Source organism: Streptomyces sp. NPDC028711 (assembly GCF_055565415.1).
The window spans coordinates 214,126-233,382 of sequence record NZ_JBVHUJ010000011.1 but is presented as its reverse complement, the minus strand read 5'-3'; the positions used below and the strand labels follow the sequence as shown (position 1 = coordinate 233,382).

The 19,257-nt window shown below is 73.9% G+C and carries 11 protein-coding genes; 3 read left to right on the top strand and 8 right to left on the bottom strand.

Annotated elements, in window-relative coordinates:
* Positions 1-81: 81 nt before the first annotated feature.
* Positions 82-1,644: a mucoidy inhibitor MuiA family protein gene (locus ACZ4VK_RS29665; RefSeq protein WP_468358607.1), complete on the bottom strand. Its 1,563-nt coding sequence runs from the start codon at positions 1,642-1,644 to the stop codon at positions 82-84.
* 6 nt (positions 1,645-1,650) lie between these two features.
* A complete protein-coding gene (locus ACZ4VK_RS29660) occupies positions 1,651-3,717 on the bottom strand; it encodes a DUF4139 domain-containing protein (protein WP_468358834.1) in 2,067 nt (688 codons plus the stop codon).
* 268 nt (positions 3,718-3,985) lie between these two features.
* On the opposite strand from ACZ4VK_RS29660, the gene ACZ4VK_RS29655 reads away from it, so the two are divergent.
* Together ACZ4VK_RS29655 and ACZ4VK_RS29650 are read left to right on the top strand one after the other, a co-directional pair.
* Positions 3,986-5,464, top strand: coding sequence for a glutamate-cysteine ligase family protein (locus tag ACZ4VK_RS29655; protein ID WP_468358604.1), 1,479 nt, complete (start codon positions 3,986-3,988; stop codon positions 5,462-5,464).
* A gap of 79 nt (positions 5,465-5,543) precedes the next feature.
* The gene (locus ACZ4VK_RS29650) at positions 5,544-6,392 is read left to right on the top strand and encodes an SDR family NAD(P)-dependent oxidoreductase (protein WP_468358601.1); all 849 of its coding nucleotides are present in this window, start codon (positions 5,544-5,546) and stop codon (positions 6,390-6,392) included.
* An 86-nt stretch (positions 6,393-6,478) separates the two neighbouring features.
* Here the strand turns inward: ACZ4VK_RS29650 and ACZ4VK_RS29645 are convergent, their stop codons facing one another.
* From ACZ4VK_RS29645 to ACZ4VK_RS29635, 3 genes are all read right to left on the bottom strand, one after another.
* The gene (locus ACZ4VK_RS29645; RefSeq protein WP_468358598.1) at positions 6,479-7,396 is read right to left on the bottom strand and encodes a S1 family peptidase; all 918 of its coding nucleotides are present in this window, start codon (positions 7,394-7,396) and stop codon (positions 6,479-6,481) included.
* 643 nt (positions 7,397-8,039) lie between these two features.
* Positions 8,040-9,242, bottom strand: a complete 1,203-nt coding sequence (locus ACZ4VK_RS29640) for a serine hydrolase domain-containing protein (RefSeq protein WP_468358595.1) — start codon at positions 9,240-9,242, stop codon at positions 8,040-8,042.
* A 167-nt stretch (positions 9,243-9,409) separates the two neighbouring features.
* Positions 9,410-10,027 (bottom strand): TOPRIM nucleotidyl transferase/hydrolase domain-containing protein, encoded by a 618-nt coding sequence (locus ACZ4VK_RS29635; protein ID WP_468358592.1) that lies wholly within the window; start codon positions 10,025-10,027, stop codon positions 9,410-9,412.
* Positions 10,028-10,252: 225 nt separating this feature from the next.
* Here ACZ4VK_RS29635 and ACZ4VK_RS29630 point away from each other — a divergent pair, with 225 nt between their 5' ends.
* Complete coding sequence (locus ACZ4VK_RS29630) at positions 10,253-11,350, top strand: glutamate--cysteine ligase (RefSeq protein WP_468358589.1); 1,098 nt, start codon at positions 10,253-10,255, stop codon at positions 11,348-11,350.
* Between the two features lie 76 nt (positions 11,351-11,426).
* Here ACZ4VK_RS29630 and ACZ4VK_RS29625 read toward each other — a convergent pair whose 3' ends face one another.
* The 3 genes from ACZ4VK_RS29625 to ACZ4VK_RS29615 are packed head-to-tail and all read right to left on the bottom strand — an operon-like array spanning position 11,427 to position 19,170.
* Complete coding sequence (locus tag ACZ4VK_RS29625; RefSeq protein WP_468358586.1) at positions 11,427-17,609, bottom strand: amino acid adenylation domain-containing protein; 6,183 nt, start codon at positions 17,607-17,609, stop codon at positions 11,427-11,429.
* The gene (locus tag ACZ4VK_RS29620; protein ID WP_468358584.1) at positions 17,606-18,367 is read right to left on the bottom strand and encodes a class I SAM-dependent methyltransferase; all 762 of its coding nucleotides are present in this window, start codon (positions 18,365-18,367) and stop codon (positions 17,606-17,608) included. The genes ACZ4VK_RS29625 and ACZ4VK_RS29620 overlap by 4 nt, the downstream gene beginning before the upstream one ends.
* A gap of 50 nt (positions 18,368-18,417) precedes the next feature.
* Positions 18,418-19,170 (bottom strand): thioesterase II family protein, encoded by a 753-nt coding sequence (locus ACZ4VK_RS29615; RefSeq protein ID WP_468358581.1) that lies wholly within the window; start codon positions 19,168-19,170, stop codon positions 18,418-18,420.
* Between the last annotated feature and the right edge of the window lie 87 nt (positions 19,171-19,257).

Genomic DNA, 19,257 nt, shown 5'->3' with positions numbered 1-19,257 from the left:
GTCGCGCACCGCACACCGCGCGGCTGAGAGAACACGCAGGGCACCACCGCGCAACAAGAAGTCGACCGAAGGTCTCCGGGCTCAGAGCCCGGAGACCTTGGAGCTCGCCGACAGTTCGTAGACCAGCGTGACCGTACGGCGGCCGCCGGGCGGCAGGGTGACGTCCCAGCGGACGATCCCCTCGGCGTCGACCGCGTCGGGCGCGGGCGAACAGGCCTCCTCGCGCAGGCGGACGTCCACCGCCGAGACCTCGGAGACGGGGATCCGCTCCCGGAGGACGACGACCCGCTCGCCGAGCTCCCCGGGCGGTGAGAACCGGGACAGGTGCAGCCGGACCGTGCGGGTGACCACGGTCCGCTGCGTGAGGCCGGCGGTGTCGCGGGACTCCTCGGTCTCCCGGACGACCCGGTGGTCGTCACGGCTGCCGAAGGCCAGTTCGAGCGGGGCGCCGGGGGTGGTGAAGTCCAGCGCGCCGCGACCGATGAAGCCGCTGTCGCGGACGAGGTCCACGGGACCCGCGAGCAGCACGTGGCCGGACAGGTTGTCGCCCCGCACCACCTGGGTGACCAGGGGCGACACCTCGGGGGAACAGGCGTACTCGCTGCTCGCGGCCGTGGTGAACGCGGAGATCGGCACCCGGTGCGCGCGCCCGTCCGAGGGCACGGAGACCGGCACGGGGGAGTGCAGCACCCGGGTTTCGCCGCCGTCGTCGACCCCCGGCAGACCGAGCACCGGAGCAGGCCCGAGGTCCCCGATCTCCTCCTCGCGCAGCTCGACGTCGACCGTGCGCCGCTCCGCGGCCGTACGCTCCTTGAGCGTCAGCCGGTCCTCGGCGAGCCGCGGCGGATCGGTGGCAAGCGCCGACCGGGCCGTCGACAGCGTCAGCCGCGCCTCCGACCAGTCCTCGCCGGTGTGCTGCCACACCACCGCCTCGGTCTCCAGCGTCAGGGAGCCACCGTCGAGCACCGCCCGGTAGGCGGGCCGCCACAGCGCGCACGGCGTGAGGTGGCTCAGGCGCAGCCCGGCAGGCCCGGCGACCGCGGCCTCCACGGTCAGCTCGATGTGACCGACCAGCTCGGCGGGCTCCTCCTCGGTGAGGTCCACGGCCCGCTCGACGTCCCGGAGTTCGGCGGCGAGCGCCGTCAGCCGGGCCTCCACGGTACGGAGCAGCTCGCCGTGGGTGTCGCGCTCGGCGTCCACCCGGTCCAGTTCGCGGGCCCAGCGGGGTCCTTCGGTCTCCCCGGAGCCGGCGCCCTCGGCGATCTCGCGGAGGACGTCGGTGGCGAGGCGGCCGAGGAGGTCGAGGCGGACCCGCAGCCGATCGCGCTGCTGCTCGAGGACGAGCCGCTCCTCCTCCAGGGCGTGGACGCGGTGGCGCAGGGCGGAGTCGTCGCCGGCCGGGGGCCGCGGCCCCCGAGGCGTCCACTCACGCACGACGCGTACGTCGAGCACGGTGGCCGGGTGGTCGGAGGTCAGCTCGGCGTGGAGCGTGCGGTCGACGGCCAGCGCACTGACCGGACCGAGGCGCAGCCGCTGGACCCCGGCCTCCAGGTCGAGCACGACGGACCGCTCGATGTGGGCGCGGTCCTCCAGACAGGTGACGGCGGTGACGGGGACGGCGATCGTCGTCGAGACCGTGGACATGGGGGCTCAGCTCCTGCGGTTGCCGCCGACCAGGGCTTTGCCGGCCGGGATGCGGATCTCGTAGCCGCCGTCGAGGGCGGTGGTGCCACCGGCGGGCAGCTCCACCCGCCAGACGCGGGTGCCGGGGGCGTGCCGCTCGGGCCCCGTGCGGTCGGGCGCCGTCCAGCCGCCCCGCTCCTCGACGCGGACGTCCGCCTCGGAGGTGACGGGCACCCGCTCGCGGACCTCGACGGTCGCGGGCCTGCCGAGCCGGTTGGCCAGTTCCACATGGACCTGGTGGTCGAGCACGGTGATGTGGTTGCGCAGTCCCGACGTCGACTCGCGCAGGTTCGTGCGGCGGGTGACACGGATGCCCTCGGCGGGCCCGAGCCCCACCCGGCGTACGCCGCCGGGGGCGAGCGTGGGCAGCGCGGCGGTCAGCAGGAAGTCGTCGTCGACGGTGACCTCCACCGGGCCGGCCAGCAGGGCCTGGTCGGTGGCGTTGGAGAGCACGAGCGTCGCGTACACGGTCTGCTCCACGGACGGCACACAGAGGTACTCGGTGCGCAGACCGACCGGGATCTCGGCGACGGTGACGGTGTGCCAGGTGCCGTCCGAGGGAACGTCGGCGCGGGCGGCCGCGTCGAAGCGGTGGTCGAAGGAGCCCGCCGACTCGCGGGGGCGCACGGCGTGTCCGGGCAAGGGCAGCGCGGCCACCGCCTCGGCGCGGCGCCGGTACTCGGCCGCCACCGCGTCGAAGGACTGCGCGGGGAACAGCCGGCCCCGGCGACCGCCCGGCTCGGCGGGACCGCACAGGGTCAGGGCGGCGTAGTCGAGCTCGGCGCCGCTCGGCTGCGGCGGACCGGCCACCGGCGGTGGCGGCGGTGCGGCGGCGCCGGGAGGCGCGGGAGCGGCGGGCGCGGGCGCCCCCGCGAGGGACCGGTCACGGGTACGGGGCCGGGCGCCCGGTTGCCGAGGTGCGGGCCGCGCGGCGGGCGCCGCGCCGAAACCCTGCGGTGCGGCCGGAGGCGGCGGAGGACCGCCGTAGCCCACCGAAGGCGGTGGTGACACCTGCTCGTACGCGAGCTCTTCCGGTACGGCCACGGGCGCGGCGCCGACACCCCAGGCGACCGCTCCACCGGCCGCCGCGCCACCCGCGGCCATGGCCGGCCGGGGGCCGGCCGCCTCGTACCCGGTGAACAGGTCGGCGAGACCCGCCGGCGGCTCGCGCCAGCCCGAGGGCGCGGGCTCGGACTGGCGGCGTCCGATCCGGACCGAACGCAGCTTCGGCAGATCGGTGCGGCGCCGGAGGTCGGCGGTGGCCAGGGCGATGCGCACCCCGGTCCAGTCCTCGCCGGTGCGCTGCGCGACCGAGGCGCGCAGCACCAGGCGGCCGGTGTCGTCGCCCTGACGGTGGGTGAGACGGTACGTCGGCACCCAGACGGCGCCCGGCACCCCGTACTCGAGGGCGAGCTCCACCTCCGTGTCACCGGCGCCGGCGAGGGTCAGCAGCGCGGAGACCGTCGTGTCCACATGAGCCGCCGGCGCTTCGGTGGAGGCGCGGTCGAGCCGGTCGGCGGCGACCTCGAGCTCGTGCTCGACGGCGAGCAGCTCCCGTTCCAGCTCGACGAGACGGGCGTGCAGTCCGGTCAGCCGCCCGTCGACGAAGTCGGCGAGCTCCAGCCAGGCGTCGACCGGGGTACGCCGGTGCGGGTCCTCGCGCTTGCGGCCGGGCGGCACCGGGTGCAGGCCCTGCATCTCCGCGATCAGACCGAGCTGCCGGTCCCGGCGCCCACGCGCCGCCGCCGACGCGTCGCGCAGCCGCTCGACCTCGCGCCGCAACGCGTCGGGCGCGGCCCTGCCGTCTGCGGGGGCGTCGACCTCCACCCGGGCCTCGGTGACCCGCACTCCGGACGCACCGAGGACACGGGCACGCAGGGAGCCCGGATCCAGCGAGCGGGGCAGCCCCGTGACCCGTACCCGGCCGTCCGCCGGAACGCTGCCCCGGGCCAGCCGGTGGCAGAGCGCGCCCCGCGCGTACACCACGACCGAATCGAGGGTCGATCCCCACCGCTGTGCCGTCTCCGCCGCCATGTGCCCCGCCCCCGTCGCGTCCATGCTGAGCGAAGCCTACGCCGGAGTGTCCCGGGTGTCGGCAGGGGCCGGAGGACGAAGCGGCGGAGAAACGGATACCGGCCGCCCACCATGGGAAAACCGCAGGTCACCGCCGTGCACTTCGCCGGGTGCACCGCCCTGCACGAGGGAGCCCTGGGCGGACGCCCTGCGGCTTCGGTGGTTGGGCGGCGCCCGGGGTGGGACGCTGAAGGTGGGGGTCCGTGCCCACGAGACTCGGGAGGGACCGATGGGACGTGACGTCCCGGCGCTGGAGTTCACCCGTGACGACCGTCGCCGGTTCCGGAACAAGGTGCACACCTGCCTCGATGTGTTCGCGCGGATGCTGCGGGAGTCACGCTTCGACTTCGAGCGGCCGCAGGTCGGTCTGGAGATCGAACTGAACCTCGTGGACCCCGATGCCGAGCCCGCCATGCGCAGCACGGACGTCCTGGAGGCGATCGCCGATCCCTCCTGGTCGACCGAGCTGGGCCGGTTCAACCTGGAGATCAACGTCGAGCCGAGGCTGCTCGCGGCGGGCGGCCCCGACTCCTGGGAGCAGGAGATCCGGGCGGCCCTCAACCACGCCGAGGAGAAGGCCGCGGCGATCGGCGCGCATCTGGTGATGATCGGGATCCTGCCGACCCTCGAACTGAAGGACGTCGGCCCGGAGTCGCTCTCGGAGAACCCGCGGTACCACCTGCTGAACGAGCAGATATTCGCCGCGCGGGGCGAGGACCTCCTGATCTCGGTGGACGGCGTGGAGAGACTGCGGACGTACGCGGAGACGATCACGCCGGAGGCGGCCTGTACCAGCACCCAGTTCCATCTGCAGGTCGCGCCGGACGAGTTCGCCGACTACTGGAACGCCGCCCAGGCCGTCGCGGGCGTACAGGTGGCCCTGGCGGCGAACTCTCCGTTCCTCTTCGCCAAGGAGCTGTGGCGCGAGACGCGCATTCCGCTGTTCGAGCAGGCCACCGACACCCGGCCCGACGAGATCAGGGTGCAGGGGGTACGCCCTCGGGTCTGGTTCGGGGAGCGGTGGATCACCTCCGTCTTCGACCTCTTCGAGGAGAACGCGCGGTACTTCCCCGCGCTGCTGCCCCTCTGCGACGAAGAGGACCCGGTGGAGACCCTCGAAGGCGGAGGAACCCCCGGACTCGCCGAACTCACCCTCCACAACGGGACGGTCTACCGCTGGAACCGGCCCGTCTACGCCGTCGTCGACGGCGTACCGCATCTGCGCGTGGAGAACCGGGTGCTGCCCGCCGGCCCCACGGTGGCCGACGTGCTGGCGAACGGCGCCTTCTACTACGGTCTCGTCCGCGCCCTGGTCGACGAGGACCGGCCCGTCTGGTCCCGGATGTCGTTCGCGGCGGCGGAGGAGAACCTGCACACCGCCGCCCGTCACGGCATCGACGCGCAGCTGTACTGGCCCGGCATGGGCGAGGTCCCGGTGACCGAGCTGGTGCTGCGGCGCCTGCTGCCGCTGGCGGACCGCGGCCTCGAACGGCTGGGCCTCGACGCGGCCCGCCGGGAGCCGCTGCTCGGCGTCATCGAGCAGCGGTGCGTCAGCGGCCGCAACGGCGCGGTGTGGCAGTCCGAGATGTTCCACCACCTGCACGACACCGTCCACGTGGACCGCCACCAGGCGCTGCGGCGGATGACACGGCAGTACATCGAGTACATGCATCTGAACGCTCCGGCGCACACCTGGCCGGTCGAGTGACGCCCGGCATCCTGGTGGTGCCGACACCAGGACCAGCTCCCGCTCCCCAGCGGGCCGGCGCCCCGGGCACGCTGGCGTCATGAACCCACGTACCGCACCCACCGTCCTGATCACCGGCGCCACCCAGGGGCTGGGGCGCGGCATCGCGCTCGGCCTGGCCGCCCGGGGCCACCGTGTCCTGCTCCACGGCAGGGACCCGGAGCGCCTCGAAGCGACCGCGGAGGAGGTACGGGCGACGGCAGGACACGCGGCGGTCGGGACCTTCCTCGCCGACCTCGCCGATCTGGACCAGGTCCGCGCCATGGCCGACCGGGTGCGCGCGACCGAGCCCCGGCTCGACGCGCTCGTGAACAACGCCGTCGCCGGAGGCGGCGCCGAACCCCTGCGCCGTGAACTGAGCGCCCAGGGACACGAGTTGCGATTCGCCGTCAACCACCTGGCGCCCTATGTCCTCACCCGGGCCCTGCTGCCCCTCCTCACGGCCTCGGCCCCCGCCCGCGTCGTCAACGTGGCCTCCATCGGGCAGGAGCGCGTCGACTTCGACGACCTCATGCTGGAGGAGGGGTACGAGGGGCTGCGGGCCTACTGCCGGAGCAAACTGGCGATGATCATGGCGACCTTCGAGCTCGCGGCCGAACTCGAGGGCACTGGAGTCACCGTCAACACCCTGCATCCCGCCCATCTGATGGACACCCGCGGAGTGCGGGAGTACGGCCTCACCCCGGTCGTCGGGATCGAGGAGGGGGTCCGGCCGACCGTACGGCTCGTGACGGACCCGGACCTGACGCGCACCACCGGCCGGTACTTCGACCGGTTCACGGACACCCGCGCGCACGAACAGGCCTATGACGCGGAGGCCCGCGGCCGGCTCATGGCCTTGACGGACACGCTCGTGGGCGGCGGCGCCAGGCACCCGGCCGGGCGGTGACGAGGCCGGGCGGCCCCCGAGAGCGGGGGCCGCCCGGCCCGTCTGTGGTGCCTCCGTCTTTCCGGGGCCTTACGGCCGGCTTCCGACTAGAAGACGCTCACGCCGTACGCGCTCAGCGCCTCCGTCACCGGCTGGAAGAACGTGGTGCCGCCGGTGGAGCAGTTGCCGCTGCCACCGGAGGTGAGGCCGAGCGCGGTGCTGCCGGAGAAGAGCGCGCCGCCGCTGTCGCCCGGCTCGGCGCAGACGTTGGTCTGGATCATGCCGTAGACGATGTCGCCGTTGCCGTAGTTGACGGTCGCGTTGAGGCCGGTGACGGTCCCGCTCCGCAGACCGGTGGTGCTGCCGCTGCGCTGGACCGACTGGCCCACGGAGGCGTTGCCCGCCGTGGTGATGTCGCGGTAGCTGCCGTTGTAGAGGTAGACCCGGCCGTCCGCCGCCGAGGCGTTGGAGTGGCGGATGATGCCGTAGTCGTTGGTCGGGAAGCTGGAGCCCGTGCGGGTGCCGAGCACCGTGGTGTTGGCCGAGTTCGTGTACCAGGTGCTGCCGATGTTGGTGCAGTGGCCTGCCGTGAGGGCGTAGTAGGTCGAGCCGCTGCGGACGTTGAAGCCCAGCGAGCAGCGCCCGCCGCCCGCGTAGATGGCCTGGCCGCCCGCGATGAGCTTGTTGAACGTGCCGGGCGTCCGCTTGATCTCCAGGGCGGAGGCGCGGTCGCCCGCCGCCTTCTTGATCGCGGCGATCTCGGCGGCGGAGACGGTGGAGTCGGCGGTGAGGACGATCTTCCCGGTCGCCTGGTCGGTGTACCACGCGGTGCCGGGCACATCGGCTCCACGTACGGCTTCGCTGGCCGAGGCCAGCTGGGTGGCGGTGGCCCGGCCTTCCACGGCCGTGGCGGCGGACGAGGAGGGGACGGCAAGCGCTGAGGCGGCGAGCAGCGCGGAGGCCACGGCGATCAGCCGGGCGCCCTTGGCGGCGCCGCCGAGGGGGGACAGACGCTTGAGGTTCACTGGATCCTCCGGTGGGGGAGTGGAGGGATCGCTGGGTGGGCGATCCCCTGGTGCGGGGAGCGAGCAGGACATGACGCAGGGGTAGTCCGCCATGAACCTGTCAAGCTCGACAGGGGAATCCTCGAATCCAGGCCACCCTGGCGGCAAGAACGCCTTTCGGCCTATCTACGCGCGTACGTGCCGTCCGGGGGTCGGCAGGTGCGGACCGCGGCCTGATCGCGGGGCATGTCGGGAGGGGTGCGGCAGGCTCGTGCAAACGCTTGTGGAAGTTTGCTGACGGGCTTTCAGGAGCTTGAAACGGCAACCAAGTTCGCCCGGCGAAGGTGGGTCGATAAAGCGGAACGCGTTGTACCGTTTCGCCAGTTCAGCCGCCGGGGCGTCCCCGTCGCCCGAGCCGGTGCCGCGCCCCCGCCGGCCACGGCGGGCGGGGCCCCGGAGCCGCGGGCCGGAAGGGTAGCGGGTGCACAGTTCCGGACGTGCCCCGGATCGGGGCCGACGGGTGAAGAGCCCCCTGCGCCGGCGGAGAAGGGTCCGTCCACGGGCCCGTCACGCACGCGTGGACGCCCCTCGATGTCGCAATCCTTCCCCTCCGTCCCAGGCGACCGCGTGTCCGGATCCCGTCGCGCCCGGGGCCGGCCGGGCGTCAGAGTGCCGCGTACACGGCCTCGATCAAGGCCATCTTGCGGGGATCGTCAGCGATCCGGGAGCCCATGCGGTTCATCACGTAGCCCAGGGAGACGCCCGACTCCGGGTCCGCGAGACCGCAGGAGCCGCCGAAGCCGTCGTGGCCGAAGGCTCGCGGATTCGGGCCGTAGGCGGCGTTGGGCCCGCTGAGCCAGAGGCCGAGGGCGCACTCCGTGTCCTGGGCGAAGCCCGCGCCGAGGACCAGGTCCCGGCCGGCTCCCTGTCCCTCCCGGGCCCGTTCGACGGCCGCCTCGGAGAGGATCCGGTGCTCGCCGTACCGGCCCCGCCCGGCGAAGACCCCGTACAGCTGGGCGACCGCGCGGGCCGTCCCGTGACCGTTGGCCGCGGGCAGCTCGGCGGCACGCCACTCGGGGCTGTTGGCCTGGCGTGCGCCCACGAGCGGGTTCGCCAGGGCGGCCTGCGCCGCGGGCGCCAACCGGGCGAAGGCGGCCGCCTGTTCATCCGACGACGAGGTGCGGGGGTGTACGAGCTCGGCCGCGCGTTCCGCCTCCTTCTCCGGGAGACCGATGGTGAAGTCGATGCCGAGGGGGCCGGTGATCTCGTCGCGGAGGAAGGCGCCGGGCAGTCGTCCCGTGATCCGCCGGATCACCTCGCCGACCAGGAACCCGTACGTCATGGCGTGGTAGCCGGACCGGGTGCCCGGTTCCCACCACGGCTCCGTCGCCGCGAGCCGGGCCGTCGTCACCTCCCAGTCGTAGAACTCCGCGAGCGAGAGCGGCTCCCGCAGTCCTGCGAGGCCCGCGCGGTGGGAGAGGAGATGGCGTACGGGGAGCCTCTCCTTGCCCGCGGCGGCGAACTCCGGCCAGTAGGAGGCGACCGGCGCGTCCGGATCGAGCAGTCCCCGGTCCGCGAGGAGGTGGGCGCAGAGGGCTGTCACGCCCTTGGTCACGGACCAGACGTTGACCACGGTGTCGCGTTCCCAGCGGCGCGTCCGGGCGGCGTCCGCCCAGCCGCCCCACAGGTCGACCACGGTCTCCCCGTGGACCTGGACGGTGACGGCGGCCCCGAGCTCCTTCCGGGTGCGGAAGTGGGCCTCGAAGACCTCCCGTACGGCGGTGAAGCGCGGGTCGCAGTGCCCCTCGACCACGGGCCGGGGCGGGGGCTGGGGAGAGGCGGCGGGTGAAGGGGCCGGCTCGGGCATGAGGTCCTCCGGGGGGTGCTCGACGGTCGCGAGCAACATACCGACCGGTCGGACAGGGGGGAAGGGAGTGCGCGCGGGAGGCGCGAGACCTCGATGCCACCCGCCCGATGGCGCTCGCCCCGTCGCCACCGCCCCGCGTCAGCCGCGACCGGCGCCCTCCACGGCGCTCATACGCTCACGAGGAGCTCGTCGAGCGGGCCAGGCACCTGGGCGGGGGTGAGGGCCTCCACCAGGAGGAGGCCGTAGCGGATCTTGCGGCCCTTCTTCGTGCCGAGGAAGCGGCGCAGCTGCCCGTGCCGGGGCCGGCCGTGCTGCGCGGGCTGCCGCATGAAGGTCTGCCAGGCACGCAGGTCGCCCTCGTGCTCGATGATCTCCTCGACCCGCTCCGTGCCCAGCGCGCGGATCAGCTCGTCCTCCAGGTCCGCCACGCACACGAAGAACCCCCCGGACGAGGCCCGGGCCCTCCGCAGGGCGCGGTCGTAGTAGCGCTGCTCGCGCTCGTCGCACAGCCCCGTCAGCCGCAGGCCGAGACCGGAAGGGCCGAGCAGGTCGGCGTACCGCCCCACGCTCATCGCCCCGCCGATCGACATCACGCACACCCCTTCGGCGGCGAGGTCCCGGCCGCGCCGCGCCGCGAGCGCCTCGACGGCCGCGAGGTCGCTCGGACCCTCCAGCATCACCGCTGTCCGCAGCCCCAGCCGCACCGCCGCCTCGTCCGCCGGTTCGCCGGGACCGCCGGCCGCCCAGCCATCCACCGCGTCCCGGAACGCAAACATGTCCACCATGGAGCGAGTCTCCCCGCCCACCGGCCGCCGCACCAGGGAATATCCCCCGGTGCGGCGGGCGGACGCGGCTCCCCGGCCGCCACGGGAACGGCCGGGCGCGCAGAGCATCACCACGCGTCGCCGCCGTGGAAGTGGGCATACGCGCATCGTCCCTGTCTCGCATCCGCTCACGGCCCCCGGGGCCGGCCGGCACCGCGGGGCTTCCCACGCAGAACAGGAGCGTCGATGCGCACGGTAGGTGTCGAGGAGGAGCTGATGCTCGTCGAGGCGAGGACGGGAGAGCCCCTCGCCGTCTCGTCCGCGGTACTGGCGTCAGCGGCCCTCCGGGGGGACGAGGCGGGCGACACCTTCGAGAAGGAGCTGCACCAGGAACAGCTGGAGTTCTCCACCCGGCCGATGACCGGCATGGACGAGCTGCGGCACGAGATCGTCCGCCTGCGCGGCGAGGCCCTGCGGTACGCCCGGGAGGCCGGCGCGCTCGTCGCCGCCCTCGCCACCTCGCCGCTCCCCGTGGAGCCCTCCCGCCACATGGGGCTCAGATACCGGTGGATGGCCGAGCAGTTCGCCCTCACCACCAGGGAACAGCTCACCTGCGGGTGCCACGTCCATGTGGCCGTGGACTCCGACGAGGAGGGGGTCGCCGTCCTCGACCGCATCCGGCCCTGGCTGTACCTCCTCAACGCGCTCAGCGGCAACTCACCGTTCTGGCAGGGGCAGGACAGCGGATACAGCAGCTACCGCAGCCGTGTCTGGAACCGCTGGCCGTCCGCCGGACCGTACGAACTCTTCGGCAGCGCCGAGCGGTACCACGAGCAGGTGGAGGACATGCTGGCGACCGGGGTCCTGCGCGACCCCGGCATGATCTACTTCGACGCCCGCCTCTCCGCCAGCTACCCGACCGTCGAGATCAGGGTCGCCGACGTCTGCCTGGAACCCGCCACGACCGTGCTCGTCGCCACCCTCGCCCGCGGCCTGGTGGAGACCGCCGCCCGCGCCTGGCGGAGCGGCGAGGCTCCCGCCCGCATCTCCGCCGGGCTCCTGCGGCTGGCCTCCTGGCGCGCCGCCCGGTCCGGGCTCGGTGGACCGCTCGTCCACCCCGTCACCATGCGGGAGACCAGCACCGAGGCGGCGTTCGACGCCCTCCTGCGGCACACCGAGGAGGCGCTCCGGGACACCGGAGACCTGGACGCGGCGCGCCAGGGCATCGCCGCCCATCTGACCCGCGGCGGCGGCGCGGACCGCCAGCGGGCGCTGCGCGACGAGGGCCTGGCCCTCGACGAGGTCGTACTGGCCTGCGCCCAGCTCACGACCGCCGCCCCCTGAGGTACGAGGGGCCGTACCGGCGAAGGGCGGGCCGGGGGCGCCGCCGCCCACCGGTCCCGCCCTCGACCGCAGAACGTCAGGCCCCGTCGTTCACGCCACTCACCCCGCTCGTCCCGCTCCCGTCGCCCCTGTCGCTCGTCCCCTTCCCGTCGTTCCCGTCGTTCCCGGCGTTCCCGAACCGGTCGACCGTGACCGCGAGCTCCGCGACCGTACGGGAGGTGAACACCGCGCGGAGGCTGATCGCGATCCGGAACCGGTCGCGGATCCGGGCGACCAGGCGGGTCGCGGCCAGGGAGTTCCCGCCGAGCTCGAAGAAGTTGTCGTGGACACCCACCCGGGGCAGCTCCAGGACCTCGCACCAGAGGGCGGCCAGCCGTTCCTCGGTCGGCGTCCGTGGCGCGACGAACCCCGGCGCGTCACCGGCCTCCCTGGGGGCGGGCAGCGCACGCCGGTCGATCTTGCCGTTCGCGCTGAGCGGCCAGCTGTCCACGGTCAGCACGTGGCCGGGGACCATGTGCGAGGGCAGCCGGTCACCCAGCCAGGCCTTGAGCCGCTCGGCGAGCGGCCCGGCCGGCTCGGCGGACGGCGCGGTGACACCCGGCACAGGCGCGTCGCGGTCCACACGGCCGCCGAGCAGGGAGTGCACGAGCACCTGGTTCTCGCCCAGCGCGAGCAGCGGCCCGACCGGCTCGAAGGAGAGCGCGCCGATCGGGCAGAGGCCGATCGTGGTGCCCGCGACCCGGTCCATGAGCAGCTGCCCCATGTACCCGGCTTCCAGCAGACAGAGATCGCGGGCGTTCCGGCCGTACATCGGCTCGATCGCGTCGAGGTCGGCGACGAGGAAGAGGCCGAAGCCGGCGGCCTCGAAGACGGCGCGGTTGTGCGCCGCGTGGATCCCCGCGTCGAGCGTCGCGCCCTCGTCGAGGGTGACCAGCGCGTTCTCCCTCGGGTCGAGGTAGTACGTCCCTCCCGGAAGCCCTGCCACCGCACCGGCCTTCGCATACAGATACGTCTGGACCGGATAGAGCCCGCCGCCCGACGGATAGCGGCACTTGACAAGGCCGTCCACCTCGTCCTGGCGCAGGGCGCCCAGGCAGTCGACCAGTTCGGCGAGGCTGATCGGCTCGGCGAGGAACACCCGGTCGCTGCGCCGCCGCCGCGGCTCGTCCGCCACCCGGGGGAGGACGAGCCGGGCCCGGTCCGGTTCGTGACGCAGGCCGTGGCGGGCGAGCTTGAAGGAGGCGCGGGCCAGGGGGTCGAGCAGGGTGACACCGTTGCGGCGGGCCTCCTCGACGTCGGTCGTGTCCGGCTGTGCGGTGCCCGCCGGCGGCCCGGCGATCACATAGGCGACCAGGCCGTCGTGGCCGGGCCCTTCGGCGCGGCCGGTGGCGGTGACGACGGCCGAGGCGACGGAGGGGTGTGCGAGCAGCGCCGTCTCGATCTCGCCGAGTTCGACGCGCCGGCCCCGGATCTTGACCTGGAAGTCGGCCCTGCCCATGAACTCGACGGTGCCGTCCGGCCGCCATCTGCCGAGGTCCCCGGTGCGGTACATCCGTTCCCCGGTGCCGGGACGGGAGAGGAACACGGCGGCGGTGCGCTCGGGGTCGCGCCAGTAGCCGTCGGCCAGGGACATGCCGGAGACGTACATCTCGCCGGTCACCCACTCGGGGCACTCCTGGAGCCGCTCGTCGAGCACGTGGTACCGGACGTTGGCGAGGGGCGTGCCGTACGGGATGCTCCGCCAGGAGGGGTCGATCTCGGTGACGGGGTACCAGATGCTCCAGACGGTCGTCTCGGTCGGCCCGCCGACGGACACGACCTCGACGCCCGGCGCGGCCGCGGCGAGCCGTCGCGGCACGGCCAGCGGGATCCAGTCGCCGCCGAGCAGGGCGAGCCGGAGCGAGGCGAGCGAGCCGTCGTCGCCCGCGGACTCCAGGAGCATCTCCATCATGGCGGGGACCGAGTTCCACAGCGTGACCCGGTGCTTGGCCACGAGCTCCGCCCAGTGCGCCGGTTCGCGGCGCTCGGCGGCGGCCGGTACGACCATCGCGCCGCCCGCGGCGAGCACCCCGAAGACGTCGAAGACCGACATGTCGTGGTGGAGCGAGGTCACCGCGAGGCAGCGGTCGCCCTCGCCGACACCGAACGCCTCCACGGTCTCCCGCAGACAGTTGACGACCGCCCGGTGGTTGACCATCACCCCCTTCGGATCGCCCGTCGACCCGGAGGTGAACATCGTGTACGCGAGGTCGCCCGGGTCGCCCCCGGAGGGGAGCGGTGTGTCGGTGTCGGCGGGCAGCGGCCGGTCGAGGCAGAGCCGGAGCGGTCCGGCCGGCCAGCCCAGGGTGTCGTCGAGCCGGGCCTGGGTGAGGACGAGGTCGACCTCGCCCCTGTCGAGCAGATGCCCGACGCGGGCGCCGGGCAGGTCCGGGTCGACCGGCAGGTACGCGGCACCCGAGAAGAGCACCGCGTACGCGGCGACCGCCTGTTCCCAGCCCTTGTCCATGACGATCGCGACGAGCCGGCCGGGACGGGCACCGTGCGCGCACAGCCAGCGGGCCACCCGCCGGGCGGTGGCGTCGAGCCGGCCGTAGGAGAGGGTCAGGTCCGGGGCGATCACGGCGGGGGCGTCGGGGCGGACGGCCACCTGCCGTGCGAACAGGTGCTGCACCTGGAGGTCGGGAACGGCGCGGACCTGGCCCGCGCTCGCCGCGCGCCGCTCCGCCTGTGCGGTCGGCAGGGCGATCGGATCGCTCCGCGACCAGGTGTCCTCGTCGGTCGCGAGCCGGTGCAGCAGCGCGGTGAGCGCGGCGAACATGTCGTCGACGAGCCCGGCGGGAAAGAGCTCGTCGACCGCGTCCCAGTTCAGGAGCAGTGCGCCCTCCTCTTCCTGCACCTGCTGGTCGAGGGAGACCTGAGGGGTCTGCGAGACGGCGAAGACGGGGGTGAGCAGTTTCTCGAGCGGCGTCTTCCCCGGGGTGGCGAAGGCGAGGTTGCTGGTCATGACCACCGGCATGAGCGCCTGGTCGAATCCGCCCTGCAGCCGCATCAGCTCACGGAGCACCTCGACGCCGCCGACGTCCTGGTGCCGCAGGTCGGTCAGCAGGCGCCGCTGCAGCCCGCGCGCCCGGTCGCGGAAGGTGGAGCCGGTGCGGAAGTCGACCTCCAGGAGGGTGAAGGACGCGAACTGGCCGATCACCTCGTCGTATCCGGGATCGTGCACGGGCCGGGTGAGGCGCGGCACGTTCAGGGTGAAGTGCCGTCCGGCGCTCCAGGTGGCGAGCACCTCGGCGTAGGCGGTGAGCAGCAGCCCCGTGGGCGTCAGACCGGCCAGGCGCGCCCGCTCCTTGAGGCCCTGCCACAGCTCGGCGGGCAGGGTGGTCTCCCGCCGGGTGAACCGCGGCCGGTCGACCGAGCGGGCGCGGGCGGCGGCGGGCAGCCGCGGCGCCGGGGGCAACTCCGGCAGCCTGCTCCACCAGTAGTCGCGCGAGCGCCGGTACGCGGCCCCGTCCCGGCGGTCCGCCTCGGCCCGCACATGGTCGCGGAAGGACTTCTCCGGCGCCGGCGGCCGGGCGTGCGGCTGCTCGTAGAAGCGGGACAGGTCGTCGAAGAGCAGTCGCCCGGAGGAGAAGTCGGCGATCAGCGAGTCCACGCTGAGATGGACGCGCAGGCCGTCGTCGAGCCGGGTGGCGGCGACCTCGAACAGCGGCCACCGGTCCGCCGGGCGCACCTCGTGCGACAGCCGGTCCCGGGTGGCGGCGAGCTCCGCCTCGGCCTCGTGCCGCGGGCGGCCGCGCAGATCGGTCACCCGGATCTCGTACGGCGGTACGTCGGGGAGGATCCGCTGTTCGTTGGTGTCGGGCAGCATGACGGCCCGCAGCATCTCGTGGCGGTCGATCACCCGCCGCCAGGCGTGCTCGAAGCGCGGCAGGTCGAGCGCGGGGGCGTCGAACTCCAGATAGACGTGGGTGGAGACGTTCCCCAGCTCGAAGGCGCCGGTGCGTCCGAGGCAGTAGGCCTGCTGGGTGTCGGTCTGGGGGAAGGGCGCGTGCGGGGCGGGGAGTACGTCGGTACCGGCGGCGGGAGCGGACGCGGTCGGGCTTCCGGCGTCCTCCGCTCCGGCGTCCGCTCCGGTGGTCGTCGCGGTGCCGGCTACCGGCGCCTCGGCCGGAAGCAGCTCGCCCCCGGCGGTGAGGGGGACTCCCGTCGGCCGCCGGTCGACGATGCCGACCGCGAGCGAGGCGATGGTCGCGTCGCCGTCGAACACGGCGTCGGAGACGTCCACGCCCAGGTCACGCTCGATCCGGCCGGCGAGCCGGAGCGTGGTCAGCGAGTCCATGCCGAGGTCGAGCAGCGGGCGCTCCCGGTCGGGGGCCTCCGCGCAGTCCGTCACCAGGGCCGTCACCAGCTCGCTCAGGTACGCCTCGACGGCGGGCCGGCGCGGGTCGCCGGGGGACGCGGCCGGGTCCGCGCCCGTGTCCGTGCCACCCGCGTCGTCCCTACCGTCCCCACCGTCCGTCCACTCCCCGACGATGGTGAGCGTGCCGTCGAGGAGGGCGTCCAGGGCGGCCCGGCGCCGGATCTTCCCGCTGGACGTCTTGGGGACGGTGCCCGCCCGGACGAGGACCAGACGGTGGAGGCGTACGTCGAACTCCGCGGCGATCGCCCGGCCGATGTGCCGTACGACCTCCGCCACCGGCGGCAGGTCCGCCCCGCGCCGGACCTCGGCGATGAGCACCAGCCGCTCCGCCCCGCCGTCGTCGACGGCGACCGCGGCCGAGGAGTTGGCCCCCAGGGCCGGGTGAGCCCGCTCGGCGCGGCGCTCGATGTCCTGCGGGTAGAGGTTGCGGCCCCGGACGATGATCAGGTCCTTGCTGCGGCCGGTGACGAACAGTTCACCGCCGCGCAGGAACCCCAGATCGCCGGTGCGGAGGAACGGCCCCTCGCCGCCGTCCAGTTCCGCCTCGAAGGAGGCCGGGCTCTCGTCCGGCCGCCCCCAGTACCCGTGGGCGACGTTCGGGCCGCCGACCCAGATCTCACCGACCCGGTCGGGGCCGCAGACGGTCCTGGTGGCGGGGTCGACGACGAGGAGCCGCTGCCCGTCGACGGCGGAGCCGCAGCCGACGACCTCCCGGCTCCGGCCGGGTCCGGCGTCGGCGGTGCCGGGGACGACACGGTGCGCCTCCAGGGCGGAGGCGTCGACGGTGACGGCGGTCGAGCGGCTGAGGTGCTCTCCGCAGGACACCATCAGGGTGCCCTCGGCGAGCCCGAAGCTGGGCCGCAGGACCTCCCTGCGCAGCCCCCAGCGCGCGAAGTGCCCGGCGAAACGGTCGAGGGTCGCGGCCCGTACGGGCTCCGCGCCGACGACGACCGTCTCCAGGGTGCTGAGGTCCAGCGGCTCGTGGACGTCCGGGTCGACCCGTTCGACGCAGAGGTCCAGGGCGAACGGGGGAGAGGGGGAGGCCGTCGCGCCATGGGTGGAGATCGCGCGCAGCCACTGGACCGGGTCCAGGACGAAGGTGCCCGGCGCCATCAGGATGCCGGGGCACCCGGCGACCAGGGGTTGCAGGATGCCGCCGATGAGCCCCATGTCGTGGTACGGCGGCAGCCAGCTCACGCAGACGGACTCCTCCGAGGTCCGCGTACGCCGCTGGATCTGGGCCGAGTTGTGCAGCAGGTTGCCGTGCGAGACCATCACGCCCTTCGGCGCGGCGGTACTGCCCGAGGTGTACTGCAGGAACGCCAGGCTGTCGGTGCCGACGAGCGGATCGGTCCACCGCCCGGCACCCACGGTGAGTGCCCCGGTCGGCAGCCAGGTCACGTCCCGTAGCTCGGGCGCGTCGAGAAGCCGCCCGCGGACGCCGGGGCTGATCCGGTCACCGGTCAGCGCGACGGTGGGTGCCGCGTCCGCCGCGACGGCCCGCAGCCGGGCCAGGTTCCGGGCGTGCGGCGGATAGCACGGGACGGCGACCGCGCCCGCGTACAGGCAGCCGAAGTACGCGCTCAGGTAGTCGGGGCCCGGCGGGTGCAGGATCAGGACCCGGTCCCCGGTCTTGGCCTCCTCCTGGAGGTTCGCTGCGACCACCTGGGCACGGTGGTCGAGTTGCGCGTAGGTGAGCCGGGACTCCTCCGCGCCGTGGCTGTCGAGGAAGACGTACGCGAGCCGGTCGGGCTGCCGTGCGGCCCGTGACCGCAGCAGGTCGACGAGGCTGCCCGGACGCCGTCCGTGTGCCCGGGGAAAGGGTGCGGAGAGGGTCATGACCGCAGCTCCCCGTCCAGGTCGTCGTCGTCTGGCTCGGCGGCGGGCTTCTCCGCGCTCACAAGCAGCGTCCGGACCCAGGGCCCGGACCACCACATCCGGGGGCCGGCATCGGTGCGGCGGACGTGGACGGCACCCGCCGCACGGAGGACGTCGACGTAGCGGGCGCCGTGGAAGACGTCGGCGACGAGCAGCCGCCCGCCCGGCTTGAGGACCCGGTAGGCCTCGCGCAGGGCGGCCTCACGGCCCCGCGCGTCGGTGATGTTGTGGATCGCCATACTGGACACCACGAGATCGAACGCGGCGTCCTCGAAGGGGAGTCGTCGCATGTCGGCGGTCACCAGGGCGACCTGGTCGGCGACCCCCTCGCGTGCGGCGTTACGGGCGGCGGCCAGCTCGTTGTTGCCGGACTGGTCGACCGAGCGCCAGACGTCGACCCCGGTGACCCTGCCCTTCGGCACCCGGCGCGCCACCGCGGTCAGCACCGCTCCGCGCCCGCAGCCCAGGTCCAGGACCTCCTCGTCACCCCGCAGGCCGAGCGCGTCCAACCGCTCCTCCCACACGAGGAACTTGCCCCGTGCGGAGGCGTGCAGATACAGCCCGGCCGGGGCCGCCACCATCGGCGGGACCCGCAGCAGCCAGCGGGGCGCCCCCGCGGCGACCGCGACCAGCGGAGCCACGACCCCGCCGCCGAGGGCAAGGAGCCAGCCCGGTCCGTCGACGCCGTAACGCCCTTGTCGTACCGCTTTGTTGCTCACGAATGACATTCCTTGACTCATCATGGACAGAACGGATGGGGTGCGGATCATCAGCGGGAACCGCAGGCGGCCGACACGAGGGAAAGGACCTGTTCGGTCGACTCGAAGGGGAAGAAGTGGCCGCCGGGGAGGACCCGGACCGTGACGTCGGTGCCCAGCTCCCGCCAGCGCTCGACCTCGGCCGGAGGGGCGGCGGGGTCGTCGGCGCCGCCAAGGGCGATCAGACGCACACCGGCCGACAGCGTGCGCCCGGTCCGGTAGGTCTCGGCCGCCTCGAAGTCGGCGCGAAGCGGCGGCAGGAAGAGCTCCAACCACTCGTCCTCGGCGAGCAGCTCCGGCGGGATCCCGCCCAGGGCACCGAGACGGACCCGGAACTCCTCGTCCGGCAGCAGGTGCATCGCAGGGGTGCGGCGGGGCAGGTGCGGCGGGACGCTGCCGGAGACGACCACCGCCGCCGGTGGCCGCGGGCCGTCCTGGAGGGCGAGGCCCAGTTCATAGGCGAGCAGAGCCCCCATGCTGTGACCGAAGAGCACATACGGAAGGCCCCCGGCCCGGCGGGCGACCGGCCCGGCAAGCCGCTCGCCGAGCCGGACGACCGACCTCTCGGCCGGCTCCTCAAGACGGATCCCGCGTCCCGGCAACTGGACGGGCACGACCTCGATCCCCGGCCCGACCCCGCTCTGCCACGGCCGGAACACCGATCCGTCCGCCCCTCCGTGCGGGAGGCAGAAGAGCCGGGCACCGGCACCGGCCAGCGGGCGTACGGGGGAGAACCACAGGTCTGGGGAGGTGGTGACACTCACGGACGGTACGTTCCTTCGACTCGCTGGTGACGGTTGGTCACCCCAATGGATCTTGGAGTGCAACGAACCACCCGGACCCGAAGAAAC